This is a genomic window from bacterium (assembly GCA_035530055.1).
Lineage (GTDB): Bacteria > UBA6262 > WVXT01 > WVXT01 > WVXT01 > WVXT01.
The window spans coordinates 1-19,799 of record DATKVN010000007.1; the positions used below are offsets into that span (position 1 = coordinate 1).

Genomic DNA, 19,799 nt, shown 5'->3' on the forward strand with positions numbered 1-19,799 from the left:
TCTGGAAAGAAAAGATAGGAATTCTTCAAAAAGGCAGGTTTTTATAGGAGAAAAACCCCCGATAGGATCGGAGAAATATGCTGACACGCAGTGTCATTGCGAAGAACAAAGTCCTGAAGCAATCTCGAGATTGCTTCGTCGCTCTGCTCCCCGCAATGAGGCTGTGTCGTAACCCTAATTTTGGTAGTCGCAGGCTTTAGCCTGCGCAATTTCCCCATCGAGAACGCAACCTGAAGGTTGCGGCTACCAAACAAAAAATCTAATTATGACACAGCCTCAATGGCACTATGACATATTTATTAGTAGTTTAAAATTAAGTAGGAAAATAGGCCATTTTTAGAGCTTTTGCTGTAAAAATAGCGCAATTTTTTCTGTGTTTTTTTCACGTTGACAAATACCAATTTGTGTGTTATACTTGTATTAGAAAATGGGTATTCGATAAAGGCAAACTTCGAGAAATCGGAGGACGCAAAGCCACGGGGCTAAAGACCGGGGAGAGGTCTATGCTAGCTGGTTGCCGAAAATACCGATCTATGCAAGCCGGGTTGCCGAAAAACTCTAAAAGAGTAGGCAAGCCGGTTTTTCTATTTGAGGGGTAGTAATGAAGAAAATCCTTATACCATTTTTAATTGGTTGTTTCCTGATAATGGGTTTATCTATTTTTACTACTTTTGCTGAAGCCGACACAGCTGTGGTGCTTGGCGAGCCTATAGATACCCCTATAGGAGAGGAACCTCCGCAAGAAGAGCCTCCACAAGAAGAGCCTCCACAAGAAGAACCTCCACCTCCACCTGAACCTGAACCCATATCAGCAACAGTGAATATAACCCCAAAGACTGTAAACCTTAAGAGTATGGGCAACTTTATTACTGCATCTATTGAATTGCCGGATGGGTTTAATGTCAATCAGATTGATGGAAATACCGTACAAATCTCGGCAATTGATGGAGATGCCATAGAAGCGATATCTGCAGATAAAACGAGGGTGGAAGAGATAGAAAGCGACAATTGTTTATTAGCGAAGTTTGAGAGAAGAGATTTAATAAATGTTCTTAGTCCTGGAGATGAGGTTAACATAGCCATTGAAGGATTGCTTACAAGTGGAGAAAAGTTCACTGGAGTCGATACCATAAGAGTTATTGAACCGGGAAATCGGTCTCATGTGAACGCCAGAGAAAAGACGTTTATTTTCCGTTTAGGTAAGCACTTATCTTCCGATTCCAGAATTGTAAAGGCACTGCTGTGGATGAATTACCGAAAGAAAGATTGGAAAATTAAATTATGGCTGAGGAAATTTTTAAATGGCAAGTGGTCGAGATTGCTCGAGCAGCATAGATTTGGTAAACACTATTTCTTGCCTATTACTGAAGGCGATGGCTATGAATGGGATTTTACCGAAATTGTAAAGGAAAATTGGGCCAAGGGAATCTACTATGTTACGATTTTTATAGATTATGATACGCAATTTGCCAATGGCTATCCTGCACTCATCGTCACGTATGAAGGTTCAAGCACCCTTGAGGAAACTGCTATAGAGGAACAAAGCCTCAAGCCAATTGCTCCCAGATTTATCGTTCCTAAAGGAAGAAATCTTGTGAAACTTTTCTTCAGGAATGAAGATATTCTAGGGATGGATACAGAAAATATCGTAATCTGTGGATGGAATGAAACAACGTCCCAATGGGAAGTTATGCCAGATTCCACATTGAACCTGGTAGAACAAAGCGTCACTACGAAAAGGACAGGGTATTGTCTGTATCAGATTATGTGCGTTTCATCATCTTCATCTGGACAGCCTAATGATGAAGGAGATCCAGGCGAGTCTTCCAAAAGTTCTTTAGGACAGAATTATCCAAATCCGTTCAATCCATCAACAACAATAAACTACACTATTTCTCAGGATTGCCATGTTACCCTAAAACTATACAACATTTGTGGACAGTTGGTAGCGACCATCATCGATGAGTATCAGTGGGCTGGACCTCACTCAAAACATTTTGATGGTGGTGATAGACTTTCGCGTGGTATTTATCACTATCAGTTAAAAGCAGGTGATTTTGTCGATACCAAAAGAATGGTTATTCTGAAATGACATACATTGCCTCTCGGTATGTAAAGTCTGCTATATAGTATATCATACCGAGAGGTCTTATTATTTATGAGCCCTGTGAATGAGACATCCCGCAGACTGCGAATTTTAACGCAAGCTAAAGCTTGCGACTACCAGATCAGGAAAATGATTAAATTAACTTTTAAAATTTTATTTTTGATTTTTCTCTTCTGTTTATTCAGAACGGATGCCTACCCTATCCATACAGGCGCTGATTTCCTAAAGTTTGGAATAGGCGCCAGACCCTCAGCAATGGGAGAAGCTTCTGTTTCCCTCCATTCTGATGTAACTTCTGCCTATTGGAACCCTGCAGGTTTAGCAAAAATAAAAACGGTCCAATGCGGAGCAATGTACAGTGAGGCGGTAAAGGACGCTTTCCTTAACTTTTTTGGTTTAGCAGTTCCAGTAAAAGGATGGGGAACTTATGAGGTAAGTGGGGTGTTATTGTTTAATACCCCTATCCCGGTAACAGATGCCGATGGTAACACGTTAGGGAATCTGAAATGGACAGATTGGGCATTTACATTGTCCTATGGGAAAGAGGCTATAAGAAACCTTTCTCTGGGTCTTGGATTTAAGGTCATTCACCGAAAAGAAAGTGACCCTTTTTTTGGAACTACCAAAGGAACAGCGTATTCTGGAGATTTTGGTTTCATTTATGAATTTCCTTTTACAAAGGGATTAAATCTGGGATGTTCTCTTTTAAATGTAGGAACCAAGCTCCAGATGGAAGGAGAAATCAAAAAGGATGATTTACCAAGAACAATAAGATTAGGTCTTTCTTACAATAGAGATCCCTGGATTATCACCAGTGATATTAACAAAGTTCTTGATGACCAATGGCATATACATATTGGAGGAGAACACAAATTCAAAGATAACATTTTCATACGATTTGGTTACTATGAAAAGGCAGGCAATATTAAAGGAGTAACCTACGGAATGGGGATTAAACTTAAGAATTATCAATTTGACTGGGCGAATGTGCCTGCAGGTGAATTGATAGGTTATACCCGGGATAACAAAATTTCAATAATCATTCATTTTTAGAACATTGGAGTGTGAAATGAAAGTTTCACTGAGTCAAGCTTTCGCTTGACACTCCACCTCCCTTTGGGGAGGAGTCCAAAAAGATTTATCATTCTGTTTTTGGTAAAGTGAAATAGAACGTACTTCCTTCTCCTAATTTGCTTTCTGCCCAGATTTTCCCACCATGAGCTTCTACGAGTCGTTTTGCCAGTGGCAGTCCCAATCCTATCCCCTCTACCTTGCCAGTAAAATATTCTTCTACCTGATAGAACTTTTGAAATACTTTTTCATGTTCTTCAGAAGGAATACCTGGTCCATTATCGGCTATTTCCATTTGAATAAACTTATCATCCAGAGAACGTCCGCTAATTTTTACCTTTTTTCCCTTCTTATCATTAAACTTTATCGCATTTTCCACTAAGTTTTCAATGACATTCTGGATTTTCAACTTATCTACATAAACCTGGCCAATATCATCCAACTTACTATCAATCTCTACTTCTGCCTGATTAACCTTAATGAGAGTATCTATCATTTCCAATGTAGTCTCTACAAGAGATTTTACATTCACTTTTTCTCTTTCCATTTCTAAATATTCGCGCTCAAGCAAGGTAAACATAAGTAGTTTATCTACGTGACTGGAAAGAATCAGTCCTTCCCTTTCTATCACTCCCAGAACCTCTTTTTCCGACTCGCCTAATACTTTCATTTTTTCCTGAAGAAAAGGAAGGTACCCAAGAATGGTTGTCAGGGGATTTCTCAGTTTGTGAGAAATAAGGTTAAGGAAATTTCTCTTTACCATTTCCTCTTTCCTTTCGTCAGTAACATTGCGCAGGACCATAATCTGGCCCAATAATTTTCCCTCTTCATTCCTGATTTTGGTTGCTACAACAGAAAGAAAAAGAGCCTTTCCTTTCGTTCTTACCAGGTCAAAATTGATCACTTTTTCTTCTTTCTTTTCCAGTTCTCTCCAGGTAATTGAAGGTTGAAAATCAGAAATGAATCCAAGAAGGTTATTCCCCAGACACTCTTCTCTTTTTACATTTAACAGTTTTTCTGTTGATGAATTAAACATAATTATATTCAGTTGAGCATCGGTAATAATGGCGCCATCTTCCATTCCCCTAAAAACAGCCTCAATCTTTTCCTTCTCTTGTTGCAGGGTGCTGAAAAGGTACGCATTATCAATAGCAATTGCTGACTGGGCTGCAAATATGGATAAAAGGTCGACATCCTTTTTGGTAAATACGTCTTTTTTTTCTGTTCTATGCACATTGATTATACCGAATAACTTATCTTTTCTCAGTAAGGGGATGGTTATTCCTGAGTGTATCCCGTCAAACTGCTCAAGATTGCAAAATCGTGGGTCCTCCTTTATACTTCCGTCAATCTTCACAATCTCACTTTTCTCGGCTGCATACCCGGCTACCCTTTCTCCAATATTGAGTTTCCTCCCTATAACCATATCTTCCCTTCTCCCTGAGGCTGCTTTTACTATGAGTTTTCCTGTTTCTTTATCAAATAACATTATAGACCCGCCGTCTGCCCCTAAGGTATCAGTGGCTAATTTTATAATGCGGGAGAGCAGTTGGTCTAAATCCATAAGTGAACCTATTGCCTTACTTACTTCATAGAGGTTCACCACTTCTTTTAATTCATCGACCTCCCGGGCAAGCCTTTGCTTCTCCAGACATCTATTAATCAGTAAACCCAGTTCGTCAATCTTAAATGGCTTTGTAATATAATCGTAAGCTCCTAATTTCATCGCTTCCACTGCATTTTCGATGGTCCCATAGGCAGTCATTATAATTACATCGGATTGGGGGTATTCTTTTCTTACCTCTTTTAACACTCCAATTCCGTCAATGCCAGGCATCATTAAATCTGTGAGGATAATCTGATAATTATCCTGTTTAAGTAGTTCAAGACACTCTTTTCCACTTTTACTTTCACCCACATTGTACTTATTCATATTCAAATATTCCACACAGGCTTCTCTAATATTAGGGTCATCATCAACAACTAAAATCCGTTCACCCGCCATACCACCTCTCCCTTCAACATTTTAAACTTTAACACATCTTTCCGCTAAAGCGGAAGTTGGAGTAGCAGCACCGCTTGCGGTGCGTTAGGAGTAGCAGAGCTTGCTCTGCGATAACTAATCGCAAGACAAGTCTCGCTACTCCAGCTCTGCGCCCACCAATCGCGAAACAAGTTTCGCTACTCCTAACAAAACTATGCCCTACGTTGTTTGTTTTGGCAGGGTAAAATAAAAAGTTGAACCTTTGTCCACCTCTGATTCTACCCAGATTTTTCCTCCCTGAGCCTCAACAAGGGATTTCACAATCGCCAAACCTAAACCAGTCCCTCTTGGTCCTTTTACTCTTTCTCTTATCTCTTTAACTTGTTCAAATTTATCGAAAATCTTCCCTATCTGCTCCGGCGGAATACCTATTCCTGTATCGCTAATACTCACTTGAAAATGCTCTTTTTCATCTTGGATGTTAACTGATATCTTTCCTTTTTCCGGGGTAAACTTTACCGAATTGCTGAGAATATTGGTGATAATCTGCCGGGTTCTATCCCCGTCAACAAAGACTAAAGGCAAGTTGTCTGGAATATTCATTGCTATTTCAATATCTTTTTCATCAGCCTGAGGTTTTATAAGCTCTGCTATTTCTGAAACTATTGGAAGAATTTCTAGAGGCTCCTTTTTTATCTCCATCTTACCCCGTTCAATCTTTGCCATATCTAACAGGTCATCAATAAATCGGGAAAGGCGCTTGCTACTCCTTTCCATAATTTTCAAGAACTTTTTTGCTTTCTCGGTTAACTCGCCCGCTGCCCCTTCCAAAAAGAGGTCAACATACATAATTAGTGAAGTTAATGGTGACTTTAACTCATGAGTAACGCTGGCAAGGAAGTCTTTTTTCAATTGGTCAATTTCTTTTAGTTGGCTGGACATCTTGTTAAGGTCTCTGGCTAAACTTTCAAGTTCATCATTGCTTTTGACTACAATTGTAGTATCAAGTTTTCCCTGACCGATTAATTCTGCTCCTTTTGCCATCTGTTTAATTGGTCTGGTCATCATCTGAGCAAGAATTATGGCCCCAATAAAACCGATGATTAAAACTACTATTGCTACACCAAAAATTCTTCTACGGGTTTCTCTTAAGGTTTCCTCTACTATTTCGTGTAAACTATCCCGAGAAAACCCAATGCGAGCAATCCCCATTTTGTTCTGGTCAATAAAAATAGGTAAAGCAATGTCTAATATGTTTTGTTTTTCCTTATCAACATACGATTGAGTAACAAGTTCATCTGATGAACGGGCTTTTATTGCAATAGTATCATTGGCAATGGTTCCTAAAAGGTCGACGTCAGTATGGGCAAGAATTTTACCCTGAGGAGCGGTCACCATTGCGTACATTACTCCTCTGGTTCTCTCTACAAGGTTTACATAGTTTATGAGCAGTATTTCATCATTGGTAATGAGAGATTCCTTGCCAATTTGAGCCAGTCCTTTAATAATATTCGTTTGGCTTTTTTCCATTTCTTGAATCAGAAGCCGCTTCTCAGCAATAAAAAGAAAAATACTTACTCCCAAAATGACAGCAATGATTAAAATACTGTTTAACAAAGAAAACTTTGTTCTTAATTTCATTTCTCTATTTCCTTTCGGGCTCTTTCCAGATTCTTTTGAGCTGTCTCCAGGTCAGGATGGAAAAGAAGTGCATTCTCCCAGGCTTCTATCGCTTCCTTTAAATTTCCTTTGGTATACTCTACCAGCCCTTTCCGATTGTACTCTTCGGCTTTCTCTTTACATTCCTCATTGATTCTAAGAATCTCTTCTTGAGCCTGTTCATGTTCTGGATTCAACCTGAGCACATTGTTAAACGTATGCAGTGCTCCCAGCAATTTGTCTTCGCCATGAAGGATAAGTCCTTGTTCATAGTAACAAATAACAGTATGCTCCAACGCTGCTTTATGGTCAGGAGCAAGAACTAATGCCTCATTAAATGATTTAATTGCTTTTGTCCACTGTTTCCTTTGGTAATAAGTCAATCCCTTTTTAAGGTATGCGGAGATTTTCCTGTTTTTTCTTTCTTCTTCCTGTTTTTTCTTTAAGGCAAATTTGATTTTCTCCAGCTCCCTCTGTTTATTCTCAATGAGAGTTATATATTCTTTTGCCTCCCGGTGGTCTGGGTTAAGGGCTAAAACCTTTTTCATTTCATCAAGAGCATTAGAGTAATTCGCCTGTTCATAATATGAGACTCCTCTTGCAAAAATGGAATTAACGACTTCACCAAACCTCTGCTCAATTCTATTGATGTAATCCTTAGCTCCTTGATGGTCAGTATTAAGAGCAATAATATCCTCAAACATTGCCCGCGCAGAAATTAAATCACCTTTTTTGTAATACTTTTCTCCCAGGCTAAAGAAATTAGCGATATCCTTCGCAACTTCCACTTCCTCTACGCTAACTTCGATGCGGCTCATAAAATCTCGAGCACCTTTATGTCCCGGACTAACTAAAAGAATGTTTTTAAACTCCCTGTGCGCCTTAAGTATTTGTCCATTATAGAAATATTTCTTCCCTCGCTCAAAATGTTCTTTAATATCTCTTTCAATCATACTCTCTTCATACTCTCTGCCGAAACGCAGAGTAGCACTCATACGGTGGCTATTCTCAAAATCTCCTCTGGATAGCCAGGAATAGTCAACTACCAAATTTTTTCCCCCAATCCCTATCCCTAAACGCAGTCCACTGGACAAATCATCTTTTGACTTGAATCCTGCGCGCAATGCAATCAAATCGTATATTTTGCATTCAACTCCACCATTTACAAAAACACTGTAGTCAACCGGTATATTAACGTCCACGGCAACAATTGATTTAGCACCAAAGAACTCAAATTCATAAGCACACCCGAGTTTGCCATTTAAAGGAAGGGATGACCTCTCCTGGATAAACTTAAGTCCTCCTCCGAGGTTTTGAATATTGAATCCCAATCGTAAACCAGAAACAGGCGTCTTCCATAATCCTCCTATGTCCAACGCATAGGTGGAAGCTTTCCTATCAGCCAGTTTTTCTGCAATAAATTTAAAATTGACGCCCCCGGAAACGGAAGGAATAATTCTTAAACCATAACATAAACTGATTCCTAAATCATACGTGCTTAACTTTTTGGTTTTTATCCCCCCAGGACTATACCCTTGAATATTGGACACACTTAAATAGGATATGCTTCCCCCTAATCCTCCTCGCAGTTTTCCTACCGGCTGGTTATAAGCCATGAATTGATAGCGTATATCCTCACCCATTTCATTATGCATTAAAGTTACCTCTTTACGCTTTGTAGTGGCAACTCCAGCCGGATTCCACCAAATAGTGTTAACATCATCTGCTACAGCAACAAAAGCACCCCCCATTCCCAGAGGTCTGGCTCCCACATCTATCTTTAAGAAATTTGCTCCTGTGGTTCCCCGTCCCTTAGCAAAACAGGCCGGTAGGGAAAAGCCGATGGACAATAAAATAAAGATAATTAATTTATATACGTATCTTTTCATAATTTTTATCGGATGATTATTAACTTTCCTTTTTTCTTATTTTTAGCATCCTTAATTAAGTAAAGACAAACTCCACTTCCCAGCCTATCTCCCCTATCATTGGTAACGTCCCAGGAATAACTGGTTGCGCCACTTGTATGTTCAATAGTTCTAACAAGTTCACCATTCAGGGTATATATTTTAATCGTGCATACAGGCGATATGTTTGTAAAAGTAATATCCGTATCTCCCCGGCTGGGGATAAATGGAACAGGATAAGCATAGGCATCGCTCAAATCGGCTGTTCCACCACCATGAAGGCTAAAAACGCTAAAGTGGAACGTATCAGCTGAAACGCGGTTGGACCCACTATCAACTTTTGAACCTGACAATTTCACCCAGAGACTATGTGACTCATCCAGCCAGTATACTTTTAATGTCTCTTCTCTTAACGGAGGTGATGTTCCATCAACAATTCCATCTTCAGGATTACTATCTTCGTGAGATAAAGTTATAGTTGCCGGAATTTTAAAGGTGTCAGTAATCGGATTCCCATTGGCATCGAAAGCTTCTATCTCTACCACAGTGGGTTCCAGGGTAAAGGAAAATGGGTCATCATCATTGTCAAGTTTATTATTGGCATCAATTATATTGGTTTTCCTGGGAGAATCGTCAAGAGGAGAGGTACTTATCTGGACAGAGAAATCCTCTTTCAATGTTCCCTCATCTAAAATTATTTTCATTTTACTACCGTCTGATACAAAGGTATTCGACTCCCTGTAATTGGAAATAGTGGTAAAACTAAACTCAAAGCCGGCAAGATTGTGACCATTGGTATCTGTTGCCGTTGTACTAACCGTAACCTGATAAGTAAAATTATTTTTCAGAGGAGGGACGGGCTGAAAAATGAATTCATGTCGGCGGGTAATTGCGTCGTAAGAGGGAAAGAAGTCTCCTGAAATTGCCTGGGGAGTTATAGTTTCCCCGTCTTTATTTACAATTGTTTCCACCTTGATGGCCCCGGTTGTGGTGTAGACATTCATCTGTTCAGCAAAAATAATCTCAATTGAGCTATCAATAGAGATACCCAGAGCGCCATCACGTGGAGAGGAAAGGAGAGAATGGATTGCCGGGGACGTGCCATCGGCCTCCGTTATATCCGCCTCACCAATATCAAGCAAAGGATTATCATTATCCACGTCGGTAAGTTTCCCGGTAGCGCTACTGTAAGTAATTTGGGGAAGGGTGCCGGTATCCGGGTCTCCACTTTCAGTAAAGCACAGGTAAATATCATCGTCATCTAACACATCCGGATGATCTGCCAGAGTGGTAAGCACTCCTATGATACTATGACCTTCAACTGTAAAACCTGCCAGATTGAATTCAGTAGCAGAATCTCTTACATTCTCATCGAAAACAATATGATAAGCATCTATACAGCCATCAAGGTCATTATCAATTGTTTCCGCACTTATAACTCTGGGAAAATCTACATAAATTGTTTTATAAGCTTTATTATTAGTTGTATCCTGTTCAACAATATAATTATCTGGATTTACATAGGCATAAATATCAGGAGACCCAGCAGTAGTAGAGGTGGAGATGGATGCAGTTACACTTCCTCCTTCCCCTGGAACTGGAGATACTTCGTCTGTACCAATTAGTTTATTTAAAGATGGGTCGCCATCATAGAATTTAACCACAGTTGTTGTGGAGCGATATGCTTTAAACAGCAAATCGCGTTTCTGCCATTCTGTCCATATATCTCCCTGATTAGATGAGTAAACCTCTATGCCGTTACCATAACAGTTATGAGATGTCTGTATTACTGAATACCCATCTGAGCCACCCACAGCATAATTGTGCGTTACTATCCAGTAGGTAACACCTCCTGATAAAGGAACTAATTCGGGAAAGGTAAAATCAATCCAATACCAAAATAGGTCACTACTATTTTCTGTGCTTGAGGCAATCTCATAGCCGCTTGGTACATTGCTTGCTGTATTTGTCTCAATGGTTACAGTTAATGAATCATCAACGCCAATATCTTTTATATAAAGACTTACACCTGTTAACTTAACATCCTCTGTATATTGGAACGATTGAGCTAGCCAAACATCGGAACTTAATTCAACTTGATACAGTTCTGGTTCCATCTCTTCAGTATTCTTGGTAAAAACTCGTTCAGAGTAGCCGGTGCCATCGTTACGCACAGTTGCTGAAATAGTGAATACTTCACCTGAGTCAGGGTAATCTTCACTGAACAGGATGTTAGAGACAGTCAAGTCAGGAAGGGCCCAGCAATGCGGGACAGAAATGGCGAGAAATAAAAATAATAATAAATAAATCTTTATGTTTTTCATTTTTGTATCAAGATATGCCTGCTTATCGCTTGGCTTCTTGCGAAAAGCATAGGAATCCCTATCTTTTAGTCTACTGCAAATTCTCCAAAAACGCAAGGGAAAAAACAGCAATACGCAGAAAAACGACAGTTTTTAAGAGACTTCTTTAGAATAGTTTTGCCTTGACCGAGTGATAGCATTTTGATATACTTTGGTCAAAGTAAAGTAAGGAAATTTGCTATTATGAGAATGAAATTAATTGTAAATCCTTTATCTGGTGGCAAGAAAGTAGAAACTTACCTTCCCAGAATTAGAGAAATTCTGGGAAGGGATAATCTACTTAGTTTAGCTATAACTAAAGAGAAAAATAGTGCCTTTCAGGAAGTTCAGAAAGTAAGCCGGGAAGAGTATGACCTGATTGTGGTCTGTGGAGGCGATGGGACTTTAAATGAGGTAATTAATGGAGTGGTTTCTTCCCACAGTTCCCTTCCTATAGGATTTGTTCCCTGCGGTACAAGTAATATTTATGCGCTTTCTGCAGGTATTCCCCTTGACCCTATCCAAGCCTGTGAAATTGTTCTTAAAAAATATGTAAGGAAAATCGACTTAGGTAAAGTGGGGAGTGGTAATTCTTTCCGCTATTTTGTTTCCATGGCAGGAATAGGATACGAGGCTTCGGTAATTAAATCACTGAATCCTAACCTGGTAAGAACCTTAGGGGGAATTCCTGCTCATTTAGTAGCAGGTGTGGGTGTGTTGATTAAGCACCAGAGAATTGAACTTTCTATTAAACTGGACGGTTCTTCCTGTCGAGGTTTTGAGGCCATCATCTCCAACGGGAGTTTCTACGGTGTATCTTCCATAATTGCTCCTGAAGCCGACATGGCTGATGGCTATCTGGACGTTATTATATTTAAAAAAGGTAGAAGAAGAGATGTTCTTCGTCATGTTTTGGGCGTTTTGAGAGGACGCCATATTTATTTTAAGGATGTGGAATATACTAAGGCAAAGAAGATAGAGATCAATGCTCCCAAGGAAGTGTGGATACAGGTTGATGGAGAAATTATGGGCACTCTCCCTCAAAAGTTCGAAATCTGTCCTCAGGCTATTCAGGTAATTTTGCCCGAGACAAAATCTGCTTAATAAGGGAGGAAGATTGAGATTCATCGAAACCTTAAAAGAAGGGGATTGGAAAATAAAAATTCTGCTCCTTTCTGTCCCCGTGATTTTATTAGTCTACATCTACCATGGGATGGACGAGGCATTTGCGCGATATTTTTCTCATCTTTCTAGTTTGTACTATTTCGACATATATCGTTACGTTTACCAATTTTTGGCTACACTTGTTCTGTTTTTTCTCTTTCCTTTAATAATCATAAAATTGGTTTTCAAGGAGAAACTTAAAAATTACGGACTGTCATTGGGAGATAAAAGATATGGATTACGATTTATTATTATAACTATTCCTCTTATTGTAACTCCCATAATATTTCTGGCCTCACATATGCCCCAGGTTCGCGCAGAATACCCACTATCAAAACTGGTCCAGGATAATGCTTCGGTCTTCTTATTGTATGAATTTTCTTATGTTTTGCTATATTATGTGGGCTGGGAGTTTTTCTTTAGAGGATACATGCTATTTGGATTGAGGGAAAAATTCGGTGATACCTATGCAATTTTACTGCAAGTTATTCCCTCTGCTCTCTTGCATTTTAATAAGCCAGAGTCGGAATTCTTAGGGTCAATAGTTCTGGGAATAGTATTGGGCTACCTTGCTTTACGAACCCGGTCTATACTGTATCCCTTAATAATCCATTCCTGTATAGGAGTCTTCACGGACCTATTCGTAACCATCCTGTAAAAGAGGTGAGTGCAAAAAAAGTGACAGGTACAATATTTATGACGGCAGAGAAAAAAGTACCTGTCACCTTTTTCTGATATGAGAGCTTTTATTACTGGAATAAATGGTTTTATTGGAAGCAATCTGGCAACACGCCTAATCGCCGAGGGTCAAGAAGTATCGGGCCTGGTGAGGAAGACCAGTGATTTATCTTTCCTTGAAGGGTTAAAAGTAAAATTATTCTCTGGAGATTTATCAGATAAAGCGTTATTAGATAAAGCTACTCAAGGAGTTGATATAGTATACCATGTGGCAGGACGGGCATCCGATTGGGGACCAATAGAACTATTTAGAAAAGTAAACGTAGAAGGTACCAAGAACCTTATGGAAAGCTCACTTAAATCTGGAGTCAAAAGATTCGTGTTTATCAGTTCTGCTGCGGTTCATGGTTTTAGAGGCTTCCGCGATGCTACAGAGGATTCTCCGAAGACAGCTACCATCTTTCCCTACTGCATAACCAAAAAGGAAGCAGAGGATTTGGTAAATAGATACCATAGAGAAAAGGGTTTACCCACATTGATTATCAGGCCGGGGAATGTTTTTGGGCCAAGAGACCGAGTAACTTTTGTAAAAATGGCAGAACTCATAGAGAAGGGACAGATGGTCTACATTAGTGGAGGAAGACCTTTAACCTGTCCCACATATGTTGAAAATCTCATAGATGCCATTCTACTTGCCGTAAACAGAAAGGAAACAGTAGGAGAAACGTTCATTATCACCGACGGGCTGGAAATCACCTGGAAGGAGTACTTTGACAAGATTGCCGAGAAGCTCGGCGTGAGAAGACCTCTGTTCTCTGTCCCTTACCCTGTAGCCTATTCTGCCGCGGCTGTCTGTGAGGCAACCTTAAAATTGTTCAGGTCAGAGAAGCCACCTATAATAACTCGCTACAGAATAGCCATTGCGGGTAAGGATTACCATTTCAGTATAGAAAAAGCGAGGACTAACCTTGGCTACCGACCAAGAGTCTCTCTGGATGAAGCTATGGAAAGAACAGTGAAATGGTATAAGAGCAATTCAAAATATCGGATTAAGTCTTCTTAAATCTTAATGCTTTCAAATATTGGTCTGATATGCCCTGTACTTCTTGTATAATTTACCACCCATCATTTCGGCTGCTCGCTGGGTTAAGATGTTATCTTCCAGCACCCATGAAGACTCACAATATTTATAACCTACCCTCCGGCAACCTTTCAATCCTTCCAATATAAGGAGGGTCTCAATTCCTCTCTTCTGATACTCTTTTACTACCCCCATAATTGGTAAGCGCTGAGTAGTAATCTTCTTCCTGTACCATAGGAATTTCAGAATAGTCCAGGGATTCAACTTCCCGTTCATCCTTTTAGTAACCTCATTATAGTTAGGAACCGTAATTAACATTCCTACTGGCTTACCATCTACTTCAGCCATGGGAATTGTCCCGGGCACGAGAAAAGACTTTAGCTTCATAGCCTCAGTGTAGAACTCCTCCTTTGTCCAGGGAACGAATCCCCAGTTTTTTTCCCAGGCATTATTATAGATTGTACGAACATTTTCCACTTCGTTTTCCCATGCTTTTAGATTGCCTTGTCGAATTTTAACATCCGGATTTTTCTCTCTTATTTTCTTTGCCACTTTTTCCAATCTTTCTAAGGGAGCCTTATCTACCTCTATCAAATAGGCAAAGAAATCCATTCCTTTAACTAAACCATATCTTTCCATAAAATCGATATAGTACTCTGGATTGTAAGTCATCAAAATGTAAGGGCTGGAGTCAAATCCTTCTATAAGAACACCCACTTCGTCGTTAGTAGAAGGATTCATTGGACCAGCCATTTTTTCCATTCCTTTCCCTTTTAGCCATTCCCTTGCCCTGTTAAACAAATTTTCGGCAATTGTATAATCTTCCAGGGACTCGAAGAACCCAAAAAACCCCATTTTTTCCTTCTGAAAATTTATATAGTTATGGTCAATTATGGCGGAAATCCTCCCCACTAATTTGCCATCTCTTCTGGCAAGGAAAAGCTCCTTCTCCGCATGTTGCCAGAAAGGGTTCTTTTCACTTAAAATAAGTTTTACATCCTTAATTAATGGTGGCACCCAATAAGGGTCATTTTGATAAACCCTCCAGGGAAATTTCATAAAATCCCTTAACTCCTTCTTAGTTTTTACTTCTCTAACCTCAATATTTCCTGCCATGTTCTTCTCCTTTCGCAACAGTTCTTATTACCATAATTGTAGGGGCTCAATTCATTGAGCCCGTTCCTCAGGGTTCGATAAATCGAACCCCTACATAATGTGAATCATCCTGTGCATCGGGCGACCACAGCGGGTCGCCCCTACACGACTGTTACCCCTTCCACAATGGTTTCTTATTTAAGCTTGGGCTATTGCCTCAACCATCTTTATTGCCCTCTTTGTCTCTCTAACGTCATGAACCCTGAGAATACTTGCTCCCTTGGTCATACACCATATCGCTGAAGCAAGAGAACCCTCCAATCTCTCCTCAGGCTCTAACTGCAGGACTTTCCCTATAAGGGATTTTCTGGAAACCCCAATAATAATCGGTCTGCCCAGGGATTTGAACTGGTCGAGCTTCTTTAAAATTTCCAGATTATGCAGGACGGTCTTGCCAAATCCAATTCCTGGATCCACGATAGTCTTTTCAATGTCAATGCCTGCCTGTTCACAAAAATCTATCCTTTCTCTCAAGAAAGCGAATATCTCGCTTACCACATCCTTGTATCTGGGATTTCTTTGCATGTTCCGCGGAGTACCCTGCATATGCATCAGGCAAACAGGAACTCCACTACTTTCTATTACTTTAGCCATCTTTTCGTCCATACGTAATGCGGAAATATCGTTAACTATACTTGCTCCCGCATCAATAGCCTTTTTTGCCACCCCTGATTTATAAGTGTCGATGGAGACGGGCACCCTAATTCTGGATGAGAGCTTCTTTATTACCGGAATCACCCTCTCTAATTCTTCCTTTTCTTCTACTGAATTTGCTCCGGGACGGCTCGATTCCCCACCGATATCAATAATGTCCGCGCCCTCTTCTACCATCTCTAAAGCACGTTCCACTGCTTTCCTCAAGTTGCCGTATCTTCCACCATCATAAAAAGAGTCAGGAGTTACATTTAGAACTCCCATAATTAACGTCCTCTTGCCTAATTGAAGAGTGTGTCCTTTAGAACTTAATTTAAAATCTCTCTTCTGATAATTTGAAAGGACCTTCTTAATTTCTTGACTGAGAAGTGGAAGAGCGAAAGGTTGTCGGCTAAGCTTAACTATTAACTCTCTGAACTGCTTCTCCGTACCTAAAAGTAAAACATCCGACTTTTTTCTGGAGAAATTCAAAACATCACGGGAAACTGCTGTTTCCCCTCCCAACGATAACATTTCCTGTTTGATAATATTAGCAGCTTGATTCTTAACATTTTCTACTTTAATTGAGTAGAAAAACGCCTTTTTCTCCATTATCCTGACACCCGTCTCATGTACGCCAATCTTTCCCATTTCTGAGCGAGCGGAAGGAGAATCGTCTATACTAATAATTCTCACTTGACTTCCAGCCATTTTATGAACTCGTTTCTACCTATACCGGTACAAATTATTAAATTGCTTTTGTTATCTTTTCTATTTAATAGTGGCCTGTAATGGAGGGCAAGAACTACTCGAGGAATTCAATTTCTATCAATTTGGAGTCCTCCCGAAAGGGAGGAATGACCTTGCTTTCGCAAGGAATCCAGAGTTTTTTGGAACCTTGCTTTCGTGAGAAATCCACGATATTATTTACTAATTAAGGCCATTGCTTCATTACGGGTACGGGCGTCTTTCAGAAATATACCTCGCATTGCTGAGGTCATTACTAACGAACCTGGCTTCTTTATCCCCCGCATAGTTATACAAAAATGTTCAGCTTCAATCACCACTAACACTCCCTGGGGAGTCAAGGCTTCCATTATAGTATCGGCAATTTGCTTAGTTAGTCTTTCCTGTACTTGAAGCCGGCGAGCAAGAATTTCCACCACTCGAACGATTTTACTCAGCCCGGCAACTCTATCTTTGTGAGGCATATAAGCCACATGAGCTTTGCCAAAAAAAGGTAATATATGGTGCTCGCACATAGAGTAGAGGGGAATGTCCCGCACCAGAACTATCTCTTCATAGTTTTCTCTCTCGTAATGTACTTTAAGTTCCTTGGCTGGCGTCTTTAAATAACCAGCCAAAATTTCTTCATACATTTCGGCAACACGTTGAGGAGTCCTCTTCAGCCCTTCTCTTAAGGGATTCTCTCCAATTGCCTCTAAGATCATTTTTACAGCTCTCTCGATTTTTTTCCTATCCATCACTCTCCACTCTTTTTAGTTGTATCTTTAGTTCCATTCTTCTTTTCGCTTGCAGAAACTTTTTCCCCGTGTTTCAATATCTCTTCCACTTCTTCTCCCACAAGTATTTCCTTTTCTATTAGTGCTTTAGCCAATCTATCCAGTTTAGCCTTGTTCTTTTTCAAAATGTCTTTAGCCCGGTCTCTACAATCTTCCATAATTTTCTTTACTTCTTCATCTATCATTTGTGCTGTTTTTTCACTATAGGCTTTCTCTTTAGTGAAATCTCGACCTAAAAATATCTCAGCCTCTTTTTTCCTGAGAGTCAATGGTCCGAGCTTGTCGCTCATTCCATATTCGCAGATCATCTTATGGGCAATCTCAGTTGCCTGGTGGAGGTCATTTTCAGCACCGGTAGTTAATTCATTAAAAGTCAACTCTTCAGCTGCCCTGCCTCCCAGGAAAACAGTCAACTTATCTATAATTTCAGTCTTAGTAGACAAATACTTATCTTCCAGAGGAAGCTGCAGGGTATATCCTAAAGCAGGTCCCCGAGGAATAATTGAGACCTTATGGATGGGGTCTGTGCCGGGAATCAGTTTTGCCACCAGAGCATGTCCGGCTTCATGATAGGCAATAATCTTCTTCTCCCTTTCAGAAATCATCCTGCTCTTCCTCTGCGGACCGGCAATAACCCTATCGATTGCTTCCTCAAACTCTTTTATTTCTACTGCCTTCTTGTCTTCCCGAGCTGCCAGAAGAGCAGCTTCGTTAACCAGATTGGCTATATCGCTACCCACAAATCCTGGAGTCCTCCTGGCGATAACCTTTAAATCAACTTCCGGACCCAGTTTTATGTTGCGGGTATGCACCTTCAGTATCTCCTCGCGTCCTTTCAAATCGGGATTGGGTACCATTATATGCCGGTCGAACCTTCCCGGTCGGAGAAGTGCTGGATCGAGGACATCCGGTCTATTGGTCGCTGCAATGAGAATTACACCCTCCCTAGTATCGAATCCATCCATCTCCACCAAAAGCTGATTGAGAGTCTGCTCCCGCTCATCGTGTCCGCCTCCAATGCCGGCAAACCTATGCCTGCCAACAGCGTCAAGCTCATCAATGAAGAGTAAACAATTATGGACAAATATATTATTAGCAACGAAATTGTGATATCGGTCTAAACATAAATCATATACATTTACTTCTTTACTTATTTTTTCAATTTTCGTCACCCTTGACCACATAACTTCACCAAAAACTAACTGTTTTAAACTAACCAGTTCTTCTGTAATCGATTTACCTGCCTTCTGCCGCCATTGGTCAATTTCATCAACTATATCTTGAATGATAGTACTTGCAGGAGCACCTACCCCCCTTTCATAGCGACTTACATAGTGGCCTCTATATCGACCTGTTTGAACAAACTGTCTCTGCCCCATTTCTATTGACCTACTCGCTTGATGGAGAAGCTCACCTACAGGAACTACATCTAATCTGGAGAAAGATAATCCAGACAGATTTAGATTTTGCAATCGCTTGAGCTTTTCTGGATGTTGAGGGAAAACTCTTTCCAAGAAGAGCGAAAGACTTTTCTTCCCGGTAATCTCAATATTGCCTGTGAAATGACGCGGCAAATAAGGAACTATCCCAATTCGATGCAGAGCATCCCTTATTAACCTATTTGACGCCTCATTCCAGGCACTGATAGTCGCTTTAGGGTCATTCCCTTCCCCACTTACGCATCCATCGCCATCGAAAACTCCACTTAGCCAAGCAGCAATCAATTTTTCCGGAAGCCTCAAGATATTATTCTGAATATTTCGAACCAGTTGTCTTATCAAGCTGTTATTGATATCGGTTGTCCAGCAATTAGTGTACTTGTATTCTTGGGTCTTGTATGCAAAATTCTTTTCTACAATTTTCGTCAATAACTTATGCAAGTGTTCATTTGTATTATAAAATCGGAGATGGCGATTTCCTATATGCCCATCTGAAAATATAAGTCCCGTAAGGTAGGTTAATTCTTCATTTAAATACTCGGGCATCTTAAAAATAGTCGAATCCGTCCATCCTCCTCTGCCTATCGTAAAGGCTTTAATTTCTTGAAAATTCAATTCATTCTTCTTAACATCTTTAACCCTTACAAAACGCGCTCTTCTTTTCCCTCGGGGATCTTCCAGATACAAGCGGGTCTGGGAAGGCAGAAAATCGATACATTCAAATTGCGAGGAAGAGACCTTTATCTTTCGGGGAGCGGCAAGATAATCCCCATCTTGTAACTCGTCGGCTCTTATCCATTCCAATCTACCCCCTTTCAATGCCGGGAATAGATGGTTGCCAGTAGCTTCTATTCTCGTATGAACAGTGTCTATTTTGTACACAAGATTAGCTTGCTTTCGGGTTATTTTTAGAACTTTCGCTTCACCCACTTTAAATCCCTCGGTCATAGCCGGAACTGATGTATCTACCATATTCTTATTGTACATATCTCCGATAGTGAATTGACGACCATCACTTAAAACAATACGAGTATCACCCGTGAGGCAAGGGGCACT

The 19,799-nt window shown here is 40.2% G+C and carries 12 protein-coding genes, 1 pseudogene and 1 riboswitch; of the genes and pseudogenes, 5 read left to right on the top strand and 8 right to left on the bottom strand.

Annotated elements, in window-relative coordinates:
• Nucleotides 1–433 precede the first annotated feature (433 nt).
• Nucleotides 434–522: riboswitch (cyclic di-GMP riboswitch) on the top strand.
• 79 nt (nt 523–601) lie between these two features.
• Complete coding sequence (locus tag VMW39_00550) at nt 602–2,092, top strand: T9SS type A sorting domain-containing protein (GenBank protein ID HUW22512.1); 1,491 nt, start codon at nt 602–604, stop codon at nt 2,090–2,092.
• Nucleotides 2,093–2,236: 144 nt separating this feature from the next.
• A complete protein-coding gene (locus VMW39_00555) occupies nt 2,237–3,160 on the top strand; it encodes a PorV/PorQ family protein (GenBank protein HUW22513.1) in 924 nt (307 codons plus the stop codon).
• Between the two features lie 88 nt (nt 3,161–3,248).
• Here VMW39_00555 and VMW39_00560 read toward each other — a convergent pair whose 3' ends face one another.
• The 4 genes from VMW39_00560 to VMW39_00575 form a co-directional block, all read right to left on the bottom strand.
• Complete coding sequence (locus tag VMW39_00560) at nt 3,249–5,183, bottom strand: response regulator (protein ID HUW22514.1); 1,935 nt, start codon at nt 5,181–5,183, stop codon at nt 3,249–3,251.
• 198 nt (nt 5,184–5,381) lie between these two features.
• Nucleotides 5,382–6,803: an ATP-binding protein gene (locus VMW39_00565; protein ID HUW22515.1), complete on the bottom strand. Its 1,422-nt coding sequence runs from the start codon at nt 6,801–6,803 to the stop codon at nt 5,382–5,384.
• Nucleotides 6,800–8,710: a PorV/PorQ family protein gene (locus VMW39_00570; protein ID HUW22516.1), complete on the bottom strand. Its 1,911-nt coding sequence runs from the start codon at nt 8,708–8,710 to the stop codon at nt 6,800–6,802. Before VMW39_00570 ends, VMW39_00565 begins: the two co-directional genes overlap by 4 nt.
• A 5-nt stretch (nt 8,711–8,715) precedes the next feature.
• On the bottom strand, nt 8,716–11,052 hold the full coding sequence (locus tag VMW39_00575; protein ID HUW22517.1) for an Ig-like domain-containing protein: 2,337 nt from the start codon (nt 11,050–11,052) through the stop codon (nt 8,716–8,718).
• A gap of 222 nt (nt 11,053–11,274) precedes the next feature.
• Between VMW39_00575 and VMW39_00580 the strand changes: the two genes are divergently transcribed.
• The 3 genes from VMW39_00580 (at nt 11,275) to VMW39_00590 (ending at nt 13,975) form a co-directional block, all read left to right on the top strand.
• A complete protein-coding gene (locus tag VMW39_00580; GenBank protein HUW22518.1) occupies nt 11,275–12,174 on the top strand; it encodes a diacylglycerol kinase family protein in 900 nt (299 codons plus the stop codon).
• Nucleotides 12,175–12,187: 13 nt separating this feature from the next.
• Entirely contained in the window at nt 12,188–12,892 is a 705-nt protein-coding gene (locus tag VMW39_00585) for a type II CAAX endopeptidase family protein (GenBank protein ID HUW22519.1), read from the top strand.
• A gap of 78 nt (nt 12,893–12,970) precedes the next feature.
• Nucleotides 12,971–13,975, top strand: a complete 1,005-nt coding sequence (locus tag VMW39_00590; GenBank protein HUW22520.1) for an NAD-dependent epimerase/dehydratase family protein — start codon at nt 12,971–12,973, stop codon at nt 13,973–13,975.
• A gap of 12 nt (nt 13,976–13,987) precedes the next feature.
• Here VMW39_00590 and VMW39_00595 read toward each other — a convergent pair whose 3' ends face one another.
• The 4 genes and pseudogenes from VMW39_00595 to VMW39_00610 form a co-directional block, all read right to left on the bottom strand.
• Complete coding sequence (locus VMW39_00595; protein HUW22521.1) at nt 13,988–15,109, bottom strand: hypothetical protein; 1,122 nt, start codon at nt 15,107–15,109, stop codon at nt 13,988–13,990.
• A 177-nt stretch (nt 15,110–15,286) separates the two neighbouring features.
• Nucleotides 15,287–16,492: a dihydropteroate synthase gene (folP, locus tag VMW39_00600; protein HUW22522.1), complete on the bottom strand. Its 1,206-nt coding sequence runs from the start codon at nt 16,490–16,492 to the stop codon at nt 15,287–15,289.
• Nucleotides 16,493–16,704: 212 nt separating this feature from the next.
• Nucleotides 16,705–17,265 carry a GTP cyclohydrolase I FolE gene (gene folE / locus VMW39_00605; protein ID HUW22523.1) on the bottom strand — a complete coding sequence of 187 codons (561 nt, stop codon included), beginning with the start codon at nt 17,263–17,265 and terminating at the stop codon, nt 16,705–16,707.
• Nucleotides 17,265–19,778, bottom strand: a pseudogene (locus VMW39_00610) (AAA family ATPase). Before VMW39_00610 ends, folE begins: the two are co-directional and overlap by 1 nt.
• Nucleotides 19,779–19,799: the final 21 nt, after the last annotated feature.

Bases quoted from the DNA above. Each gene is read 5' to 3' on its own strand.
- VMW39_00550 (HUW22512.1), top strand. From the start codon at position 602: ATGAAGAAAATCCTTATACCATTTTTAATTGGTTGTTTCCTGATAATG.
- VMW39_00555 (HUW22513.1), top strand. From the start codon at position 2,237: ATGATTAAATTAACTTTTAAAATTTTATTTTTGATTTTTCTCTTCTGT.
- VMW39_00560 (HUW22514.1), bottom strand. From the start codon at position 5,183: ATGGCGGGTGAACGGATTTTAGTTGTTGATGATGACCCTAATATTAGA.
- VMW39_00565 (HUW22515.1), bottom strand. From the start codon at position 6,803: ATGAAATTAAGAACAAAGTTTTCTTTGTTAAACAGTATTTTAATCATT.
- VMW39_00570 (HUW22516.1), bottom strand. From the start codon at position 8,710: ATGAAAAGATACGTATATAAATTAATTATCTTTATTTTATTGTCCATC.
- VMW39_00575 (HUW22517.1), bottom strand. From the start codon at position 11,052: ATGAAAAACATAAAGATTTATTTATTATTATTTTTATTTCTCGCCATT.
- VMW39_00580 (HUW22518.1), top strand. From the start codon at position 11,275: ATGAGAATGAAATTAATTGTAAATCCTTTATCTGGTGGCAAGAAAGTA.
- VMW39_00590 (HUW22520.1), top strand. From the start codon at position 12,971: ATGAGAGCTTTTATTACTGGAATAAATGGTTTTATTGGAAGCAATCTG.
- VMW39_00595 (HUW22521.1), bottom strand. From the start codon at position 15,109: ATGGCAGGAAATATTGAGGTTAGAGAAGTAAAAACTAAGAAGGAGTTA.
- folP (HUW22522.1), bottom strand. From the start codon at position 16,492: ATGGCTGGAAGTCAAGTGAGAATTATTAGTATAGACGATTCTCCTTCC.
- folE (HUW22523.1), bottom strand. From the start codon at position 17,265: ATGGATAGGAAAAAAATCGAGAGAGCTGTAAAAATGATCTTAGAGGCA.